Here is an 18,282-nt window from a genome sequence, read left to right as displayed (position 1 = left end):
CTCACACCTCGACGTCGTCCACGGACTCCAGGTCGGGCAGGTCCTCGAAGATCGCCGCCGGCTCGCGCCACGGGTCGTGCTCGCCCCGCCCCGCCTCGCGGACGGCCCCCAGCACCCGTTCCGGCGTGCAGGGTAGGTCGACGTGCCGCACCCCGAGGTGCGCGACGGCGTCGACGACGGCGTTCTGCACCGCCGGTGTCGAGCCGACCGTCGCCGCCTCCCCGATCCCCTTCGCGCCCAACGGGTTCCGGTCCGTCGGGGTCGTCGTGAGGCTGGTCTCCAGCTGGACCAGGTCGCCCGCGGTGGGCAGCGTGTAGTCGGCGAAGGTGGCGGTCACCGGGTTGCCGTGCTCGTCGTAGCGGAACTCCTCCCAGAGCGCCTGCGAGATGCCCTGCACGCACCCGCCGTGCTGCTGCCCGCGCACGAGCAGCGGGTTGACCACGGTCCCGCAGTCGTCGACGGCCACGTGCCGGAGCAGCCGCACCGCCCCCGTCTCGACATCGACCTCGACCACGCTCACGTGGGTGCCGAACGGGAAGGTCGACCCGTCCTGCGAGAAGTCGTGATCCACCTGCAGCCCGTCCCCCTCCTCGTGCGCCCGGCGGGCGACCTCCTCCCAGGTCACTCCCGCACCGGGGACGCCCCGGACCGCGAACCGGCCGTCCACCAGCTCGACGTCCGCCGCCGCCGTCTCCAGCAGGTCGGCCGCCGTGGCGATCGCCTGCTCGCGCAGCTCCTGCGCGGCCTCCAGCACCGCGCTGCCGCCGAGCTGCACCGACCGCGCCCCGCCGGTGCCGCCACCGCTGCGGACCTGCGCGGTGTCGGACTGCACGTAGGACACCCGCTCCAGCGGGAGGTCGAGGGCGTCGGCGACGAGCATCGAGAAGGCGGTCGCGTGCCCCTGCCCGTGGGCCGACGTACCGGCCATGACGACGACCGAGCCGTCCGCACCGACCCGGATCCCGGCATACTCCGAGCCGCCGAAGCCGGTGATCTCGACGTAGCTCGCGATGCCGATGCCGAGCTGCCACGCGTCGCCCCGCTCCCGCCGCCGCTCCTGCTCGGCGCGCAGCTCGTCCACCCCGGCCGCGTCCAGCGCCGCCTGCAGCGTCGTGGCGTAGTCGCCGGTGTCGTAGTGCGCGCCGAACTTCGTCCGGTGCGGGAAGTCCTCCGGGGCGAGGACGTTGCGGCGCCGGAACTCCTCGGGGAGCAGGCCGACCGTCCGGGCCGCGTGGTCCATCGCCCGCTCCAGCATCGCCGCCGCCTCGGGCCGGCCCGCCCCACGGAAGGCGCCGGTGGGTGCGGTGTTGGTCATGACCGACAGCGCGTCGTAGCGCAGCCGCGGGATCCGGTAGGAGCCCTCGGACATGGTCCGGGGTCGAGCCGCTGGCGAAGGACCCGCCGAAACCGGCGTACGCCCCGCAGTCACCCACGAGCCGCGCCCGCATCCCGGTGATGCGACCCTCCTCGTCGAGCCCGACCTCGACGTACTGCACCTGCCCCCGGCTCGTCATCGACAGCATCGTCTCGCTGCGCGTCTCCACCCACCGGACCGGGCGGCCGAGCAGGCACGCCGCCCGCACCACGGCCGCGTGCTCCGGCGCGATCCCGGCCTTGCCGCCGAAGGCACCGCCCACGTGCGGGGCCCGCACTCGCACCGCGTCGGCGGGCAGCCCGGTCCAGCGGACCAGGAGCTTCTTCGCGAGGTGCGGGTGCTGGGTGGCGAGGGTGACGTCGAGTCCGGTGACCTCACCGTCGCTCAGGGTCGGGCGCGCGAGGATGCCGTGCCCCTCGATCGGGCTGGTCGCCATGCGGTTGTTCTCCAGGCGCAGCCGCGCGACCCGGTGCGCGCCCGCGAGCACGTCCGGCTCACCCTCGGGGTCCTTGACCGCGAGGACGACGTTGCTCCCGAGCTCGGGGAACTGCGTCGGTGCGTCCGGCTCCAGCGCGGCCTCCATGTCGACCACCACGGGCAGGTCCTCGTAGTCCACGTCGACGAGGTCGCCGGCGTCGACCGCGGCAGCGCGCCCGGTCGCGACGACCAGCGCGACCGGGTCGCCGACGAAGCGCACCCGGTCGGTCGCCAGGGCGGTGCGCTGCACCCGGTCGTGGATCTGGGCGAAGGGCGGCACCGGCTCCTCGCCGAGCTCGGCCGCGGTGAACACCCCGACCACACCCGGTGCCTGCGCCGCGGCCGCGGTGTCGACGCCGCGGACCAGCGCGTGCGCCACCGGGCTGCGCACGAAGACCGCGTGCAGCACCTCGGGGTCGTCGAGGTCGGTGTCGCCGACGAAGGTTCCTCGTCCGCGCAGCAGCTCGGGGTCCTCGACCCGGCGCACCTCGGTGCCGAGGATGGAGGTCCCGCGCGTGGGTGTCGTCATGGGCCCATCCTGCCTCGACGGCCAGGGGTCGGCGACCGGCATGATGAGGGTATGCCTCCCGCCACCCTCGACCTGCTCGACCTGGACGCGCTGCTCACCGACGACGAGCGCGCCGTCCGCGACTCCGTCCGCCGGGCCTGCGCGGAGCACGTGCTCCCGCACGTCGCGGGGTGGTACGAGCACGGCGACCTGGCGCACGACCAGGTGCGCGGGCTGGCGCGGGAGTTCGGCCGGCTCGGCCTGCTGGGCATGCACCTCGAGGGCTACGGCTGCGCCGGCATGAGCGCGGTCGACTACGGCCTGGCCTGCACCGAGCTGGAGGCGGCCGACTCCGGCGTCCGGTCGCTGGTGTCGGTGCAGGGCTCGCTGGCCATGGAGGCGATCCACTCCTTCGGCAGCGAGGAGCAGAAGCAGTCCTGGCTGCCGTCCATGGCCGGGGGGGAGACGATCGGCTGCTTCGGCCTCACCGAGCCCGACCACGGCTCGGACCCGGGGTCGATGACCACCCGGGCGACCCGCGAGGGCGACGACTGGGTGCTCCACGGCACGAAGTCGTGGATCACCAACGCCCCCCTCGCCGACGTCGCCGTGGTCTGGGCGCGGACCGAGGACGAGGGGGTCCGGGGCTTCGTGGTGCCCACCGACACCCCCGGGGTGAGCACCCCGACGATCGGCCACAAGATGTCGCTGCGGGCCTCGGTGACCGGGCAGGTCGTCCTGGAGGACGTCCGTCTCCCGGGCAGCGCGCTGCTGCCCGGCGTCCGCGGCCTCAAGGGGCCGCTGGCCTGCCTCTCCGAGGCGCGCTACGGCATCGTCTGGGGCGCCATGGGCGCCGCGCGGACGGCGCTGGAGACCGCGCTGACGTATGCCGGCGAGCGGGAGCAGTTCGGGCGGCCGATCAGCGCCTTCCAGCTCACCCAGGCCAAGCTCGCCCGGATGCACCAGTCCTGGGCCACCGGCACCCTGCTCGCGCTGCACCTGGGCCGCCGCAAGGACGCGGTCGGCCTCCGGCCCGAGCAGGTCAGCGTCGGCAAGCTCAACAACGTGACGGCAGCCCTCGAGATCTGCCGCACCGCCCGCACGGTCCTCGGCGCCAACGGCATCTCCGGCGACTACCCGGTCATGCGGCACGCCAACAACCTGGAGTCGGTGCTCACCTACGAGGGCACGGAGGAGATGCACACCCTGGTCGTCGGGCAGGCGCTCACCGGGCAGCAGGCCTACCGCTGAGGGTCGACCTCGCGCGACCGGCCGACACCGACCCGGTCGAAGGCCACGAGCAGCCGGTCCTGCAGGACCGGCGCGAGGGACCGGGCATACGTGTCGGTGATGTGGCTGCCCTGGCGGTAGATCAGCACCCCGCCGACGACGGGCGGGCACCGGTCCTCGCCGGGGCAGACCCAGTCGTTCATCGTCACGAAGGTGGAGGTGGGGACCTCGGCGACGGCGCGCAGCAGCGGCCCGGTGCCGCTGCCGCGGTTGTAGTCGATCCGGCACCGCCCGAGGTCCTCCCGGTGCTCCGCGACGCACGCGTAGACCTGGGAACCACCCGGCTGGGGGGTGTCGGCGATCGCGACCACCGGCACGCCCTCGTCGCCGAGCCGGCTCCACCGCTGCGCCATGCCGTCGGCGAGCGCCTCCCCGGACAGCTCGCCGTCCGGACCGAGGCCCTGCGACTTCACCGAGGAGGTGAGCACGACGTCCGGCGGTTGGGCCAGCAGCTCCTGCATGACCTCGTCGCCCCAGTCACGGCAGGCCCGGGCCCGACCCTCCTCGTCGAACTGCACGAGGGTCGCGCTCCAGGGGCAGGCCGAGCGGTAATAGACGTCGACCCGCCAGTCCTGCTCGCGGCCCGCCGCGGCGAGGGCGTCCACCCACTGGGCGATCTTGGAGTCGCCGACGACGGCGACGCGCAGCGCACCGTCGGGCTCGCCGTAGGTGCAGCGCACCACCTCCTGACCGGTGCTGTCGCAGTCGTCGGCGTAGAGCGCGGGCACGTCCCGCGTCGCCTCCAGCGGGTCCGGGGTGATCGACCCGTCCTGCGCCCCCAGGTCGAGGTCGTCCAGCGACGGTGACGGGGCACCCTCGGTGCCGGCAGGGACGGTATGCCGTGGCGAGGCCTCCGGTGCGCCGGCGGTCGACGTGGCGGGGTCAGCGCCGTCGTCGCTGCTGTCGTCGCCGCTCGAGCCGATCCGCGCCCCGGACTCGCTGCCCACGGCGGCACCCGCGGCGCGGGGTGGTCGGGGGGCCAGCGTCCCGGGCTCCCGCAGCACCCCCGCCCCCTGCGCCGACGCGCCCGCGACCTCGTTGGCGCGCACCTGACGGTCGACCTCGCGGACCAGGTAGCCCCCGGCTCCGACCGCGAGCAGGGTGCAGGCGAGTCCCACGACGAGGCCCCCGCGAGGACCCGCCAGGGCGCCACGGGCATACCGGATCGGCTGCTCGAGGAACAGGTGACCGAGCAGGGCGGGCACGACGCTGAGCACGACCACCCCCAGCCCGGCCCAGACGTCCAGCGGACCGAACCGGGCCTGCGCCAGCACCAGCAGCGGCCAGTGCCAGAGGTAGAGCGAGTAGGACAGCGCCCCCGTCCACTGCAACCCCGACCAGCCGTAGACCCGGGCCGGGCCAAAGGTCACGGACGCACGCACGCCCCCGACGAGCATCGCCGCGGCCCCCAGGGTCGGCACGAGCGCCGGCCAGCCGGGCCAGGCGGAGCCGGCGTCGAGCAGGAGGCCGCCGGCGAGGACGGCGACCGGTCCCAGCCAGGCCAGCGCCGTGGCCACCGGGACCGGGACGCGCCGCCACCAGGACGCGCCGAGCGCCACCAGCGCCCCCAGCCCCAGCTGCCACAGCCGCGTGGTCGTGACGAAGTAGGCCTCCGGCGGGCTGGCCGAGCTCAGGTGCACCGCCCAGGCGAAGGAGGGCAGCACGACGAGCACCGCCAGGAGCGCCGCCACCGTGGGCACCACCGGGAGCCCGCGGCGGCGGGCGAGCCAGAGGGCCAGCGCCACCAGCAGCGGCCAGAGGACGTAGAACTGCTCCTCGACCGCCAGCGACCAGTAGTGCTGGACCGGCGAGGCGACCGAGTCCTCGGCCAGGTAGTCGACCGATCGCTCGGCCATCCGCCAGTTGACGACGTAGAGGCCGGAGGTCACGACGTCCCAGCCGATCTCGCGCCAGCGCACCTGCGGCACCCAGAGCAGCGTCAGCGCGGCCGTGGTGAGCAGCACGAGCATCGAGGCCGGCAGCAACCGGCGCGCTCGGCGGGCCCAGAACCGCGACAGGTCCACGCGACCGGTCCCTGTCGCCTCGCGCAGGAGCAGACCGGTGATGACGTAGCCGGAGACGACGAAGAAGACGTCCACCCCGGTGTAGCCGCCGGGCAGCCAGGGCACGCCCGCGTGGTAGAGCAGCACGAGCAGGACGGCGATCGCCCGCATCCCCTCGATGTCGGGTCGGTGTCGGGAGGGCAGATGACGACCCCCCGGACTGCTCATTGGACCGATTCTACGCGCGCCGGGCGGTCGGTACGGTGGGCGACGAGGCGACTCACGGCATACCCCAGCGAGAACAGCGCGACCGTCGCGGCGACCGAGGCGAGGAGGTACCACGGCTGCCCCAGCCACGGCAGCAGCGGGCGCTCCCGCTGGTAGAAGTAGTTGCCGTCGAAGGCGGCGTTGGCCGCGACCGCCACGACGAGGTAGACGGCGAACCAGCCGAGGGCCAGGCGCATCCCGCGCAGGCTCGGACGCCAGTCGGTGGTGACCCACGCGAGGACCGGCAGGAGCAGCGTCACGACGTGGTTGACGAAGAAGCTCCAGCCCAGGATGTTGGTCGGGGGCTGGATGTTCTGCGGGTAGGCGAAGCTGGCCCAGGCCCACAGCCCGAAGAAGAAGAGCACGTCCATCACCCGCCGGCTGCCGGTGACCAGGTAGGCCAGCCCCAGCAGCGCGGACACCCGCGAGATGTGCAGCGGGAGCGTCTCGGCCGGGTCCCAGCCGGTCACCAGGTAGAAGCCGTAGAGCGTGACCTGCTGGACCACCACCACGACGGCCAGGACGGCGCGCACCGCGGCCTCGTGCTCGCGCACCTGGTGCCGGGCCAGGAGCAGCGTGCCCGCCACGACGACCAGCCCGAGGACGTAGAGCAGGTGCTCGGCACCGCCGATGGTGATCCACGGCGGGTGCGGATCGAGGAAGTCCGCCACGTGGGCGGGGTCAGACCACGACGACCCGGCTGCCCATGCTCATGAGGCCCTGGGCCCAGATCATCTCCATGGCGGCGACCGAGACCCGCGCGCAGCCGTGCGAGGCGGGGTAGGGCGGGATCGACTCCGACCCGTGGACGGCGTAGTTGCCGGAGTAGAACATCGGCCGGTACATCTCGCCCAGCTCGCCGTCCCGCCAGCCGTTGCTGTGCGTCAGCCAGACGGCGAAGTCCCCCGGTGGCGTGTGGGCGTCGTAGATGCCGTCCTCGAACTCGTAGGGCTCGCCGTTGCCGGTGGAGGTGTTGAGGGTCATGGTGGTCGCGCCGCCGCGGACCACGAGCAGCAGCTGGCTGGCCAGGTGCACCTCGACGTGGTCGCCGCCGTAGGCCGGCGCCGGCCGGTAGCCGGTCTCCAGGGCGGCACGGGTGCCGGGTCCCACCACGGCGTCCCGGACCAGGCCGTGCGCCTTCTGGGCGGCCCACACCGCCTGCTGGGTGAGGTGGCCGAAGCCGCCGTCGGGCGCGCCGCACCAGTACCCCGTGGCGTTGAGCTGCTCCTGCAGCGCCCAGACGGCCTCGCCTCCGCTGCCGCGCGCCAGCACGGCCGGAGGCTCGGGCTCCACCGGCTCCGGCTCGGGCTCCGGTTCCGCCTGCTCGGGCTCGGGCTCGACCGGCTCCGGTTCGGGCTCGGGTTCTGGTTCGGGCTGCGGCAGCGCGAAGATGCCCCCGTCGTCCTGCAGCCCCCCCCACCACGGCCCCCGCCATGAGGCCGGCGCCGCCCTTGACCAGCGCGCGCCGCGGGAGCGGCTCGGTGAGCAGGCGCTGCCGCAGAGGGCGCAGCACGAGTCGTCGCGTCCGCATACCAGATCCCCTTCGTCGTCGTCCGTCGCCCAGTAGACGTGATGGCCCGCCCCCCACGTTGCCAGCACACACCGGCCGTTGCGCAATCGTGACCTCACGCTTCACTGCCGTCACACCGGCGACGGGCAGAATATGCTGCTCATCTACGCCGCCCCGGAAACGCCGCCCCAGGAGGACCACGATGGCCCGTTCCGCACGCTCGACCCCGAGCCTGTCCCGCCGCCGGATGCTGGCCCTCACCGGGGCCGGGGCGCTGGGCGCCTCTCTCGCCGCCTGCGGCGACAACACCGGGCGCGGCACCGGCAGCGGCGAGGATGCCGCCCCGTCCAGCGGCGGGGGCGGCCGCCCCACGATCGCACAGTGGTACCACCAGTACGGCGAGGCCGGCACCCAGGAGGCGGTGGAGCGGTATGCCGCGGACTACCCGGACGCCGACGTCACCGTCTCCTGGAAGCCGGGCGACTACGACCAGTCGACCGCGGCCTCGCTCCTCACCGACGCCGGTCCGGACGTCTTCGAGTACGGCAACGGACCGACGATCGACATGATCAAGGGCGAGCAGGTGGCCGACCTCACCGACCTCTTCGGCGACACCCTGGACGACTTCACCCCCTCGCTCATCGAGCGGATGACCTACGACGGGAAGATCTGGGCGGTCCCCCAGGTCCTCGACATGCAGGTCCTCGTCTACCGCCGCAGCCTGCTGGAGGAGGCCGGGATCGAGCCACCGCAGCAGATCCCCGACCTCGTGGCCGCGGCCCGCGAGCTCAGCCGCGGCGACGTCAAGGGACTCTTCCTCGGCAACGACGGTGGCGCCGGCCTGCTCGGCGGCCCCATGCTCTGGGCCGCCGGGCTGGACTACCTCGACGGCGAGGAGGTGGGCTTCCAGGACGCGGGGGCCGCCGAGGCGCTGTCGGTGCTCCGCACGCTGTGGACCGACGAGTCGCTGCTGCTGGGCGAGGCCCAGGACTGGTTCGACGCCGGGGCCTTCACCTCCGGGCGCGCCGCGATGCAGTGGACCGGGCTGTGGACCTTCCCCGCCATCAGCGAGGCGCTGGGCGACGACTTCGGGGCCATCCCCTGGCCGGCGCTGGAGGGCGGCTCACCGTCGGTCCCGGTGGGGGCCTACGGCTCCTGCGTGTCCACCCGGGCCACCGACGTCGAGGCGGCCCGGGCCTTCGTCCGCTGGCTGTGGATCGACCAGACCGACAAGCAGCTCGACTTCGCCACCGCCTACGGCTTCCACGTGCCCTCGCGCACCAGCCTGATCCCGGAGGCCGACGTGCTCGCGTCCGGTCCGGCGGCCGACGCCGCCGGCTACGTCACCGAGTACGGCCACGCCCAGACCCCGCTGCTGTGGACCCCCCGCAGCGCGACCGCCTGGAGCGACATGATGAGCCGTATCGTCCGGGACGGCGCGGACCCGCAGGAGGAGCTGGAGGCGCTGGTCCCGATCGTGGAGGACGAGCTGGAGCGGGTCACCGCCTGATGCTCGCGCGGCTTCGCGGTCGCCATGACGTCAACCTGTGGTTCTGGGTCTTCGTCGGCCCGTTCTTCGCGGGGCTGGTGCTCTTCATCTACGTCCCGATCGGTGGAGCGTCTACCTCTCCTTCTTCGAGGCCTACAACACGGTGACGCCGACCGAGTTCGTCGGGCTGGCCAACTACCGCGACATGCTCGGCGACAGGGCGTTCCGGGACTCGCTGCTGACCTTCGTCGTCTTCGCCGCCTTCATCGTCCCGACGACCTTCGCGCTGTCCCTGCTCACCGCTGTCCTGGTCGCCCGCACCCGCGTCATGCAGGCCTTCTTCCGCTCGGTCTTCTTCCTCCCGGTGGCCTGCTCCTACGTCGTCGCGGCGCTGATCTGGAAGATGTCGATCTTCTCCGGGATGCGCTCGGGCGTCGCCAACGCGGCACTCGGGCTGATCGGCGTGGACCCTGTCCCGTGGCTCTCGCTCACCGACCCGCCGTGGTACTGGCTGGTCATCGTCTCCGCCCGGCTCTGGCTGCAGGTCGGCTTCTACATGATCCTCTTCCTCGCGGCGCTGCAGCGGATCCCGACGGTGCTCTACGAGGCGGCGGCCATCGACGGCGCCGAGGGCTGGCAGGTCTTCCGGCACATCACCTGGCCGCAGCTGCTCCCCGCGTCCACCGCGGTCCTGCTCCTGCTTCTCATCAACGCCTTCCAGGCCTTCGACGAGTTCTACAACATCCTGTCCAGCTTCGGCAGCTACCCGCCCTACGCCCGGCCGCCGCTGGTCTACCTCTACTACACCGCGCTCGGGTCGGGCCAGAACTTCGGCGACGGCAGCGCCGGTGCGGTGATCCTCACCCTCATGATCGCGGTGGTGGCGCTGCTGCAGACCAGGCTGCTCCGGCTCGGCGGGAGGGACTGACGTGCTGCACGAACGACGCCGGTATGCCCTCCTGCGCTGGGTGCTGCTGCTCCTGGGGACGGCGCTGTTCCTGCTGCCCTTCTATCTCCTGCTGCGCGGCGCCTTCAGCACCGAGGCCGACCTGGCCTCCGCGCAGTGGCACTGGCTGCCGCCGACCTGGGAGTGGGGCAACCTGGCCGCGGTCTTCGACAACCGCACGGTGCCCATGGGGAGGGCGCTGCTCAACAGCACGGTCATCGCCGTGAGCCAGACGGTGGGCGTCCTCGTGCTCTCCGGGATGGCGGGCTACGGCCTGGCCCGGATCCCCTACCGCTGGTCCGGGGTCGTCTTCTGGCTCATCACCGTGACGCTGCTCATCCCGGCGGCCGTCACCTTCGTCCCCAGCTTCGTGCTCGTCTCCTCCCTGGGCTGGATCTCGACGTTGCGCGGCCTCATCATCCCCGGACTCTTCCAGGCGCTGGCGACCTTCCTCTTCCGACAGTTCTTCCTCTCCTTCCCGAAGGAGATCGAGGAGCCGCCGCGCTGGACGGGTTGTCCTGGTGGGGCACCTTCTGGCGGGTCGTCGTGCCCAACTCCGGCGGCTTCGCCGCCGCGATCGGCACCATCACCTTCATCGGCAGCTGGAACGCCTTCCTCTGGCCCCTGGTCATCGGCCGCACCCCCGACTCGTGGACCGTGCAGATCGCGCTGTCGACCTACCTCACCGCCCAGACCTCGCAGATCAGCACGCTCTTCATGGCCGCGCTCGTCGCGATCCTGCCGCTGCTGCTGATGTTCCTGCTGCTCCAGCGGTGGATCGTCCAGGGTGTCGAGCGGACCGGCATCAGCGACTGAGGCGCGTCTCACAGCACGGTCTGGCCGCCCGGCCCGGCCACCACGGCCCCGAGCGTGGGCCGCGGGGCGCCCACGACCGCACCTCCTGCCCCGAGGACGTCCAGCACCTGCTGGGCTCGGTCGGGGTCCGGGTGGCCGAGCGTGAGCTCGACGAGGTCGAGCTCGGGCAGGTCGTCGTCCGTCGGGTGGCTGCTGCCCCAGTCGATGAGGAAGGGCTGCACCCCGCCCAGGCCGAGCGGGTGCGGGACCGCCAGCCGCCAGGACAGCTCGGTCCCACCCCGTGTCCGGCGCGAGGCAGGGGTCGCCGTGCCGACCTCCAGCCCGGCGTCCCGGGCCAGGGCAAGGGTCCGGTCGAGGTCGCCGGGGCGGATCGCCCAGGCGTGCAGGCGGGGCGAGAAGGTCCCGTCCTCCACCAGGTGTCCCAGGCCGAGCATCGTGGCCTCCGGGGCCACCGGCTCCTGGGCGGGGTCGGGGGCGAGCAGCTCGAGGTAGGCGGGCCCGCCCGTGCCGCGCAGCGCGACCAGGGCGTTGCGGGTGCCCATCCCGGGGTGGGACCCGCCGGCCGCTGCGCTCACCCCGGTCTGCTCGCGCAACTCCTCGACCGCCTGGTCCAGGTCCGGCACGGCGAGCACCAGGTGGTCCAGGGGCGCCTCCTGCGCCCGCTCAGCCCAGCGCACAGCGCGCCTCCAGCTCGGCAAGGCCCGGTCCGCGGAGCGCGCCGGAGACGACGCGGCCGGAGGCGACGAGGAGCAGATCCAGGGCAGGCCCCTCCACCACTGGTCCCGAGCCCGAGGCGATCCCGGCATCCGTGGCGCGCACCGTGAGCCCCGCCACCCGCTCCCGCGCCCCACCGAGGCCCACGGCGGTGGCGAGCTGGTAGGTCAGGGCACGCTCGACCGCCTGCTGGGCGTAGTCGTGCTCGAGGCCCAGCGGTCTCCGGATGTCCTCGCCGTGGACCACCTCCTCGACCAGCCTGCTGGCCCGGGGGGCGGGCGGCCCGGAGGTCCGGGTGACGACGGCCCGGAGCCGGGCGAGGGTCTCCTGAGGGGTGGCACCACGCTCCCGGGTCACGCCGGCGGCGTTCTGGGCGTCGAAGTCGAAGCGGGCGCGCGCCATCGCCAGCAGCAGGCGTGGGGTCGTGGTGCGAGCGTTGTCGACCATGTGCGCCGCCACGTCGTGGACCGTCCACCCCGGGCACAGGGACGCGTGCTCCCACCGCGGCTCCTCGAGCGTGGCGAGGTCCTCGACCAGGGCACGTCGCTCGGCGTGCACGAGATCCCAGGTCGCGGTGCCCCCGGTGACAGTCATGCGCTCAGCCTCTCACCCCTCGACGAGCCCCCGGATGTCCGCCGCGGTCACCGTGCCGGCGGCGAACTCGCCGGAGTCGACCACGGTGCTGAAGAGCCGGCGCTTGCGCTCCTGCAGGGCCACGACCTTCTCCTCGATGGTGCCGCTGGACACCATCCGGTAGACGTGGACGGTGCGGTGCTGACCGATCCGGTGGGTGCGGTCCACGGCCTGGGCCTCGGCGGCCGGGTTCCACCAGGGGTCGAGGACGTAGACGTAGTCGGCCTCGGTCAGGGTGAGCCCCACGCCGCCGGCCTTGAGGCTGATGAGGAAGACCGGCACGTCGCCCTCGCGGAAGGCCGCGATCCGGGCCGCCCGGTCACGGGTCCGGCCGTCGAGGTAGGCATACCCGATCCCGGCCTCCTCCAGGGCGATCCGCACCCGCGAGAGGTAGCCGGTGAAGCTGGAGAAGACCAGCGCCCGGTGACCTTCCGCAGCGACCTCGGTGAGCAGCTCCAGCAGGGCGGTGATCTTGGCCGAGCGCGCGAGCCCGGCGTGCTCCTCGTCCACCAGCGCCGGGTCGAGGGCGAGCTGGCGCAGCAGGGTCAGCGAGCGGAAGATCGCGATGCGGTTCTTGTCGAGGTCCGCGAGCAGTCCGAGCACCCGTTGCCGCTCCCGCTGGAGGTGCTGGTCGTAGACCCGGCGGTGCGCCGGGTGCAGCTCGATGCCCAGCGTCTGCTCGATCTTGTCCGGCAGGTCGGCGGCGACCTCCGCCTTGGTCCGCCGCAGCATGAACGGTCGGATCCGCTGCCGCAGCCGGTCCAGCGCCAGCGGCGCCTCGCCGGACTCGATGGGCTTGCGGTAGCGCTCGGTGAACGTCTCGGGCCGCGAGAACAGGCCGGGCGAGGCGAGCGAGGTCATGGACCACAGGTCCATGAGGGTGTTCTCCATCGGGGTGCCCGTCATCGCGACGGTCCGGTCGGCACCCAGCCGACGGACCGCCTGGTAGGTGGCCGACCTGCGGTTCTTCACCACCTGCGCCTCGTCCAGGATCGCCGCGCTCCACGGCAGCGCGCGGTAGGCCTCCGCCTCCAGCCGCAGCAGGGTGTAGGAGGTGATGACGAGGTCGGCGCCCCCGACGGCGGACGCCAGGTCGGCTCCTCGGCGCCGCCGGGTCGCGGTGATCGTCCTCGTGCGCAGGTGCGGGGCGAAGCGCGCCGCCTGCTCGGCCCAGGCGCCGACGACGCTGGTCGGGGCCACGACGAGGACCGGGCCGCCGGCGAGGTCACCGCGATCCTCGGCCCGGACCACCGTCGCGAGCGCCTGCAGCGTCTTGCCCAACCCCATGTCGTCGGCGAGGATGCCGCCCAGGCCGGCGTCCCAGAGGCCGGCCAGCCAGCGGTATCCCGCCAGCTGGTAGGGCCGTAGGGTCGCCTCCAGCGCGGCCGGGGCCTGCACCAGGCCACGGTCCCCGTCGCCCAGCGCCAGCAACGAGTCCACCCGCTCGCGCCAGCGTCCCTCCTGGTCGTGCACCACCCCGAGCTCGACCAGCTCCTCCCAGAGCCCCGCCTGGTAGGGCGAGAGCCGCACCCGCGCAGGGTCCTCCTCGCCGTCGTCATCGGCGAGCTCGCGGGCCTCCTCGATGAGCCGGCGCAGGTCGCGCAGCTCGGGCTGGTCCAGACGCAGCCACAGCCCGGACTCCAGGAGCAGCTCGTCCTGGCCGAGGGAGAGCGCCGCGAAGAGCTGGTCGAAGGGGATCTCGGTCTCCCCCACCAGGACCTGCACGCGCAGGTCGAACCAGTCGCCCTCCTCCGCCTCGGTGGTGCGCAGGTGCACGACCGGGGCCTCGTCGGCCTCCTCGTAGGTCGCGAGGTCGCCGTGCACCAGGACGTCGAGCTGGTCGGACTCCTCGAGCCTGGGCAGAACCTCGGTCGCGAAGCGGGCCGTGCCGATGCCGGTGAGCAGCGCGCGGGGACGCAGGGGGTGCGCACCCGCCCGCCCGTGGTCCACTAGGCCCGGGGTGTCCTCGAGCAACGGCAGGACCGCGGCGAGGGCCTGCTCCTCGGCGCGGTCGTCGCGCACCGGATCGTCCTGCCCCGGCCCCAGGCCGACGACGGCCACCTCCTCGCTCCCGGTCACGGCGGGCACGGCGTAGGCGAAGGTCCACCGCAGGTGCAGCACGTGCCCGGCCTCCGGCGTGATCTCGAGCCGGAGACGTGGCGGGCGGTCGGCCGGGGTCACGACGCTGCCGTCGCTCGAGGTGAGGCGCACCTGACGGGCCAGGGCCGGGTAGTAGGTCGTGAGGAAGCGGGAGACGTCGTCGGCCGGGACCTCCATCGTGCGGCCGGACTCGAGCAGCGCGACGACGACGTCGGGCACCGGCTCGGCCAGCGGCAGCAGGGTGAGCCTCCCGGACGCGTCGAGCCGGCCCAGTCCGTGGGCCGGCCTGCCGACGAGGAAGACCTCGTGCCCGGGGCTGACGTCGGAGTCAGGGTCGCGGTCGGCCTGGGGTTCCTGGTCGTCGTCGGCGTGGGGGTCAGGACCGGTGTCGGCGTCCCCGGGTCCGTCGAGGTCCTCCACACGGGCGCGGACGAGCAGGCCACCGTCCTCGCGTCGCGTGACGTCCAGCCCGGCCCGTGCCGTGCCGGCCCCCATTACCACGTCGGCCACCCCGCGACCACCCACCAGGGGGACCCCGGCCTCGACCACCTGGCGCAGCACCGGCCAGGCCACGGCACCGATCTCCCCGAGCGGCAGCTCCTTGGCCGAGGAGTAGAAGTAGCCGAAGCCCGAGCTCTTGCCCAGCGCCGCGAGCTGGGCCAGCAGGGCGCGGTGCCGCGGGTCCACCTCCACCCGCGACCAGCGGTTGGTCAGCTCGTCCCAGCCGACGCCCTGCCCGACCCACGGCTTGCTCCGGCCCGGCCGCACGGGCTGCAGCCCGACCCGGGTGCGCTCGTCCCGACCCCCGGGGCCCTGGGTGAGCGAGACCTGCAGCCCCAGCCGGTGCCCTGCCGCGGTGCCGCCCCTGGCGGCCCCACCCTGCAGCAGCGGCGCCAGCGCGGCCTCCCAGCCGGACCGGGTCGAGCTGCGGGCGCGCAGCCGGGCCCGCGCCGTCATGAGAACGGCGACGGCGTGCTTGCAGTCCTGACCGACCGGGCAGCTGCACTGGCCGCTCCAGACCAGCACCTCGCGGTCGTGGATCCGGACCACCGTCTGGTAGACGTGTCCGCGACCGCCGGTCACCGTGCCGACCAGGGCGGCGCCGTCCGGCCCCGTGACCAGGGTGCGGACCTGACCGGAGTCGGCATACCCCTGCGCCCGGGCGAAGGTCAGCTCGCCGACCTCGGAGCGCAGGTCCTGGTCCTGGACCCGCAGCACCCAGTCGGCGGCGGCGAGGTCCGTGGACATGGCACCGAGCCTAGGGCTCGGGGGTGACAGACCGGGCGGATCGTCCACAGGCGGCGCCACCGATCGTGCGCCGAGCCCGACCCTCGGCGCGGTCAGTGCCCTGGCGTACCCACCCGCCCGAGGATCGTGGCGGCCACCTCCCGCGCCCGGGTCTCCGGCAGCCAGTGCCCGGCACCCAGCTCGGTGAACCGGTAGTCGCCGACCACGTGGTGCGCCGTGCGCTCCGCCGCCGCGCGTCCGAGGAAGGGGTCGCGGGCACCCCAGAGGTATGCCGTCGGCACGGCGACGGTGCCGACGGACCGGGACCCGCCGCGGGCCGCGGCGCGGTACCAGTTGACCGGTCCGCGCAGGCGTGCGGCGGAGCCCAGGCGCGCGGCATACCGGACGGCGTCGTCCGCGGGCAGCCCGGTGCGCCGCAGCTCCCCCCGACGCAGCGCCCGGGCCATGACGAGCTCGGGCACGCGAGGGACCTGGAAGCCCGCGACGTACCAGCTGCGCCGGGCCTGGTCGCCGTGCCGCACCGCCCAGCGCAGCGCGGCCGGGTGCGGCGTGGAGAGCACGGTGAGCGTGATCACCCGCCCGGGGTGCCACGCCCCCAGGGCCCAGGCCACCGCGCCACCCCAGTCGTGGCCGACGACGTGGGCGCGGGCCCAGCCCTGCGCGTCCAGCCAGGCCAGGACGTCCCCGACGAGGGAGTCCAGCCGGTAGGCGGAGACGGAGGTCGGCGCCGACCCGGGCCCGTAGCCACGCTGGTGCGGGGCGAGGATCCGCAGCCCGGCATCGTGCAGCAGCGGCGCGAGCGCCCGCCAGGCGGTCGCGTCCTGGGGGAAGCCGTGCAGCAGCACCACCGGCTCGCCACCGGAGGGGCCGCCGACGAGCGCCTCGTGCCGCAGCCCGGCGTGGCTGAGCTCCTCGACCCGGTCACCGTCGCTGTCCACGACCCCATCATGGCCGGTGGAAGCCCCGCGTTGCGATAGACTGGTGTCGCATCCCGCACCGTCTCACCTCGGGGTGCCCGATCTCGCGGCCACCGGCCGCCACGGACGCGCGACGCGCCGGGTGGGACACCGCATCCGTCCCGAAAGATCCCCGTGACCTCTTCCTTCGCCGACCTCGGCGTGCCCTCCTCCCTCACCGACGTGCTCGCCGCCCGCGACATCACCGTCCCGACCCCCATCCAGGCCGCCACGCTGCCGGACTCGCTGGCCGGCCGCGACGTCCTCGGCCGCGGCCGCACCGGGTCGGGCAAGACCTTCGCCTTCCTGCTGCCGGTCGTGGCCCGGCGGCTGGCCGATCCCTCGGCCAGCCGCCGCCGCGGGCGCCTGCCGCGCGCGCTGATCCTGGCGCCCACCCGTGAGCTGGCCGGACAGATCGCCTCCTCGCTGGAGCCGCTCGCCGCGCAGGCGGGGCTCGCGCACGTGACGATCTTCGGCGGGGTCGGCCAAAACCCGCAGGTCCGCGCGCTGCAGGCCGGGGTGGACGTCGTCGTCGCCTGCCCGGGCCGCCTCGAGGACCTCCTCGGCCAGGGCCACGCCGACCTGTCCGGCATCGAGGTGACCGTCCTCGACGAGGCCGACCACATGGCCGACCTCGGCTTCCTGCCGGTCGTCAAGCGGCTGCTGGACCGCACCCCTCGGCGAGGCCAGAAGATGCTCTTCTCCGCGACCCTCGACTCGGGGGTCGACGTCATCGCCCGGCGCTACCTGCACGACCCGGTCACCCACCACGCCGACTCGGCGCAGTCGCCCGTGGCGGCGATGGACCACCACGTGCTGCACATCGACGCCGGGCAGCGGCTCGCCGTGCTCACCGACCTCGGCTCGGCCCCGGGCCGCACGGTCGTCTTCACCCGGACCAAGCACGGCGCCAAGAAGCTGGCCAAGCAGCTCAACGGCGCGGGCGTGCCGACGGTCGAGCTGCACGGCAACCTGGCGCAGAACGCCCGGACCCGCAACCTCGACGCCTTCCACTCCGGCCAGGCCTCCACGCTCGTCGCGACCGACATCGCCGCCCGCGGCATCCACGTCGACGACGTCTCGCTCGTGGTGCACGCCGACCCGCCGGTGGAGCACAAGGCCTACCTGCACCGCTCGGGTCGCACCGCGCGCGCCGGTGCCGGTGGCACCGTCGTGACCCTGATGACCGACGAGCAGGTGCGCGACGTCCGCTCGCTGACCCGGGCGGCGGGCATCAAGCCCACGACGACCCGCGCCGACGCGGGGCACCCCATCCTCGCCGAGCTGGCCCCGGGTGAGCGCACGCTGGTCCCGGGTGGTCTCACGATCCAGGCGCCCGCCCAGGGCGGCGGCCGCCAGGGCTCCGGTCGCGCGGGCGGCCCGAAGGGTCAGGGTTCCCGACGCACCGGCCAGGGCGGTAGCCAGCAGGGGCGCGGGTCACGCCGAACCCAGGACGGGTCGTCCCGGCGTGGCGGTCCGGGCACAGGTCGCGGCGACCGCACCCAGGGCGGCCCCCGGCGCGGCGGTCAGGACCAGGGGTCGGGCCGCGGCGGCCAGGGATCCGGTCGCACCGGTCAGGGGCAAGGCCAGACCCGCCGCCGGCAGGGCCGGCAGCAGACCTCGGGCGGCTCGATCGTCGCCTTCTCCACCTCCAGCGGGAGCGGTCGCCGCCGCTGACCCGCAGCCGTCGGCGGAGGCGCTGCCACCGCCGACGTCGCCACCGGGACGCCGGTGGGCTAGTGCTCGCGGCCCTCGGCGACCATCGCCGAGCTGGCCGCCCAGCGCTCGTACTGGTCGAGCACGTCGTGGCAGACGTCCTCAGCGTCGTAGCCCATGAGGTCGTAGCCCCCGGCGATGGGCTGCGCCACCTGCAGCCGGGTGGTGCGGTCCCGCGCGTCCAGCGAGCGCGTGCCGAAGGTGGAGCCCGGGCGAGCGCTGAGCCGCCCCACC

The 18,282-nt window shown here is 74.0% G+C and carries 15 protein-coding genes and 1 pseudogene; 6 read left to right on the top strand and 10 right to left on the bottom strand.

The window, feature by feature from the left end; genetic code table 11:
- Position 1: 1 nt before the first annotated feature.
- Both BJF80_RS20870 and BJF80_RS20865 read right to left on the bottom strand, forming a co-directional pair.
- On the bottom strand, positions 2–1,369 hold the full coding sequence (locus BJF80_RS20870) for a xanthine dehydrogenase family protein molybdopterin-binding subunit (RefSeq protein ID WP_269087404.1): 1,368 nt from the start codon (positions 1,367–1,369) through the stop codon (positions 2–4).
- Positions 1,370–1,469: 100 nt separating this feature from the next.
- Positions 1,470–2,381 (bottom strand): annotated as a pseudogene (locus tag BJF80_RS20865) (xanthine dehydrogenase family protein molybdopterin-binding subunit); the annotation flags it as partial.
- Between the two features lie 51 nt (positions 2,382–2,432).
- Between BJF80_RS20865 and BJF80_RS11000 the strand changes: the two are divergent.
- Entirely contained in the window at positions 2,433–3,611 is a 1,179-nt protein-coding gene (locus BJF80_RS11000; RefSeq protein WP_075813635.1) for an acyl-CoA dehydrogenase family protein, read from the top strand.
- On the opposite strand, the gene BJF80_RS10995 is transcribed toward BJF80_RS11000, so the two are convergent.
- From BJF80_RS10995 to BJF80_RS20230, 3 genes are read right to left on the bottom strand one after another with little or no spacing between them, the layout of a single operon-like run.
- Positions 3,602–5,881: an acyltransferase family protein gene (locus tag BJF80_RS10995; protein ID WP_083673621.1), complete on the bottom strand. Its 2,280-nt coding sequence runs from the start codon at positions 5,879–5,881 to the stop codon at positions 3,602–3,604. The genes BJF80_RS11000 and BJF80_RS10995 overlap by 10 nt on opposite strands.
- A complete protein-coding gene (locus tag BJF80_RS10990; protein ID WP_075813633.1) occupies positions 5,878–6,591 on the bottom strand; it encodes a TMEM164-related integral membrane acyltransferase in 714 nt (237 codons plus the stop codon). Before BJF80_RS10990 ends, BJF80_RS10995 begins: the two co-directional genes overlap by 4 nt.
- A 10-nt stretch (positions 6,592–6,601) precedes the next feature.
- Positions 6,602–7,519 carry a L,D-transpeptidase family protein gene (locus tag BJF80_RS20230; protein WP_237767568.1) on the bottom strand — a complete coding sequence of 306 codons (918 nt, stop codon included), beginning with the start codon at positions 7,517–7,519 and terminating at the stop codon, positions 6,602–6,604.
- Positions 7,520–7,632: 113 nt separating this feature from the next.
- Here BJF80_RS20230 and BJF80_RS10975 point away from each other — a divergent pair, with 113 nt between their 5' ends.
- The 4 genes from BJF80_RS10975 (at position 7,633) to BJF80_RS10965 (ending at position 10,681) form a co-directional block, all read left to right on the top strand.
- Positions 7,633–8,940, top strand: coding sequence for an ABC transporter substrate-binding protein (locus tag BJF80_RS10975; RefSeq protein WP_083673620.1), 1,308 nt, complete (start codon positions 7,633–7,635; stop codon positions 8,938–8,940).
- Positions 8,940–9,086 carry a hypothetical protein gene (locus tag BJF80_RS20225; protein ID WP_237767567.1) on the top strand — a complete coding sequence of 49 codons (147 nt, stop codon included), beginning with the start codon at positions 8,940–8,942 and terminating at the stop codon, positions 9,084–9,086. The genes BJF80_RS10975 and BJF80_RS20225 overlap by 1 nt, the downstream gene beginning before the upstream one ends.
- Positions 9,083–9,847, top strand: coding sequence for a carbohydrate ABC transporter permease (locus BJF80_RS10970; protein ID WP_237767566.1), 765 nt, complete (start codon positions 9,083–9,085; stop codon positions 9,845–9,847). Before BJF80_RS20225 ends, BJF80_RS10970 begins: the two co-directional genes overlap by 4 nt.
- A 135-nt stretch (positions 9,848–9,982) precedes the next feature.
- A complete protein-coding gene (locus BJF80_RS10965) occupies positions 9,983–10,681 on the top strand; it encodes an ABC transporter permease subunit (protein WP_321166391.1) in 699 nt (232 codons plus the stop codon).
- 8 nt (positions 10,682–10,689) lie between these two features.
- Here the strand turns inward: BJF80_RS10965 and BJF80_RS10960 are convergent, their stop codons facing one another.
- The 4 genes from BJF80_RS10960 to BJF80_RS10945 all read right to left on the bottom strand — a co-directional run bounded on the left by BJF80_RS10960 (position 10,690) and on the right by BJF80_RS10945 (position 16,314).
- Positions 10,690–11,358 (bottom strand): VOC family protein, encoded by a 669-nt coding sequence (locus tag BJF80_RS10960; protein WP_202817214.1) that lies wholly within the window; start codon positions 11,356–11,358, stop codon positions 10,690–10,692.
- A complete protein-coding gene (locus BJF80_RS10955; protein ID WP_075813629.1) occupies positions 11,345–11,989 on the bottom strand; it encodes a maleylpyruvate isomerase family mycothiol-dependent enzyme in 645 nt (214 codons plus the stop codon). Before BJF80_RS10955 ends, BJF80_RS10960 begins: the two co-directional genes overlap by 14 nt.
- A gap of 12 nt (positions 11,990–12,001) precedes the next feature.
- On the bottom strand, positions 12,002–15,376 hold the full coding sequence (locus BJF80_RS10950) for a DEAD/DEAH box helicase (RefSeq protein WP_075813627.1): 3,375 nt from the start codon (positions 15,374–15,376) through the stop codon (positions 12,002–12,004).
- A 92-nt stretch (positions 15,377–15,468) separates the two neighbouring features.
- Positions 15,469–16,314, bottom strand: a complete 846-nt coding sequence (locus BJF80_RS10945) for an alpha/beta fold hydrolase (RefSeq protein ID WP_075813625.1) — start codon at positions 16,312–16,314, stop codon at positions 15,469–15,471.
- Positions 16,315–16,467: 153 nt separating this feature from the next.
- Here BJF80_RS10945 and BJF80_RS10940 point away from each other — a divergent pair, with 153 nt between their 5' ends.
- A complete protein-coding gene (locus BJF80_RS10940; protein WP_075813623.1) occupies positions 16,468–18,009 on the top strand; it encodes a DEAD/DEAH box helicase in 1,542 nt (513 codons plus the stop codon).
- 59 nt (positions 18,010–18,068) lie between these two features.
- Here the strand turns inward: BJF80_RS10940 and BJF80_RS10935 are convergent, their stop codons facing one another.
- Positions 18,069–18,281: a hypothetical protein gene (locus BJF80_RS10935; protein WP_075813621.1), complete on the bottom strand. Its 213-nt coding sequence runs from the start codon at positions 18,279–18,281 to the stop codon at positions 18,069–18,071.
- Position 18,282: the final 1 nt, after the last annotated feature.

It is taken from the genome of Serinicoccus sp. CUA-874 (genome assembly GCF_001942225.1).
GTDB lineage: Bacteria > Actinomycetota > Actinomycetes > Actinomycetales > Dermatophilaceae > Ornithinicoccus > Ornithinicoccus marinus.
Note: the sequence above shows the minus strand (reverse complement) of the source record. Positions and strands in the feature narration are given on the sequence as shown.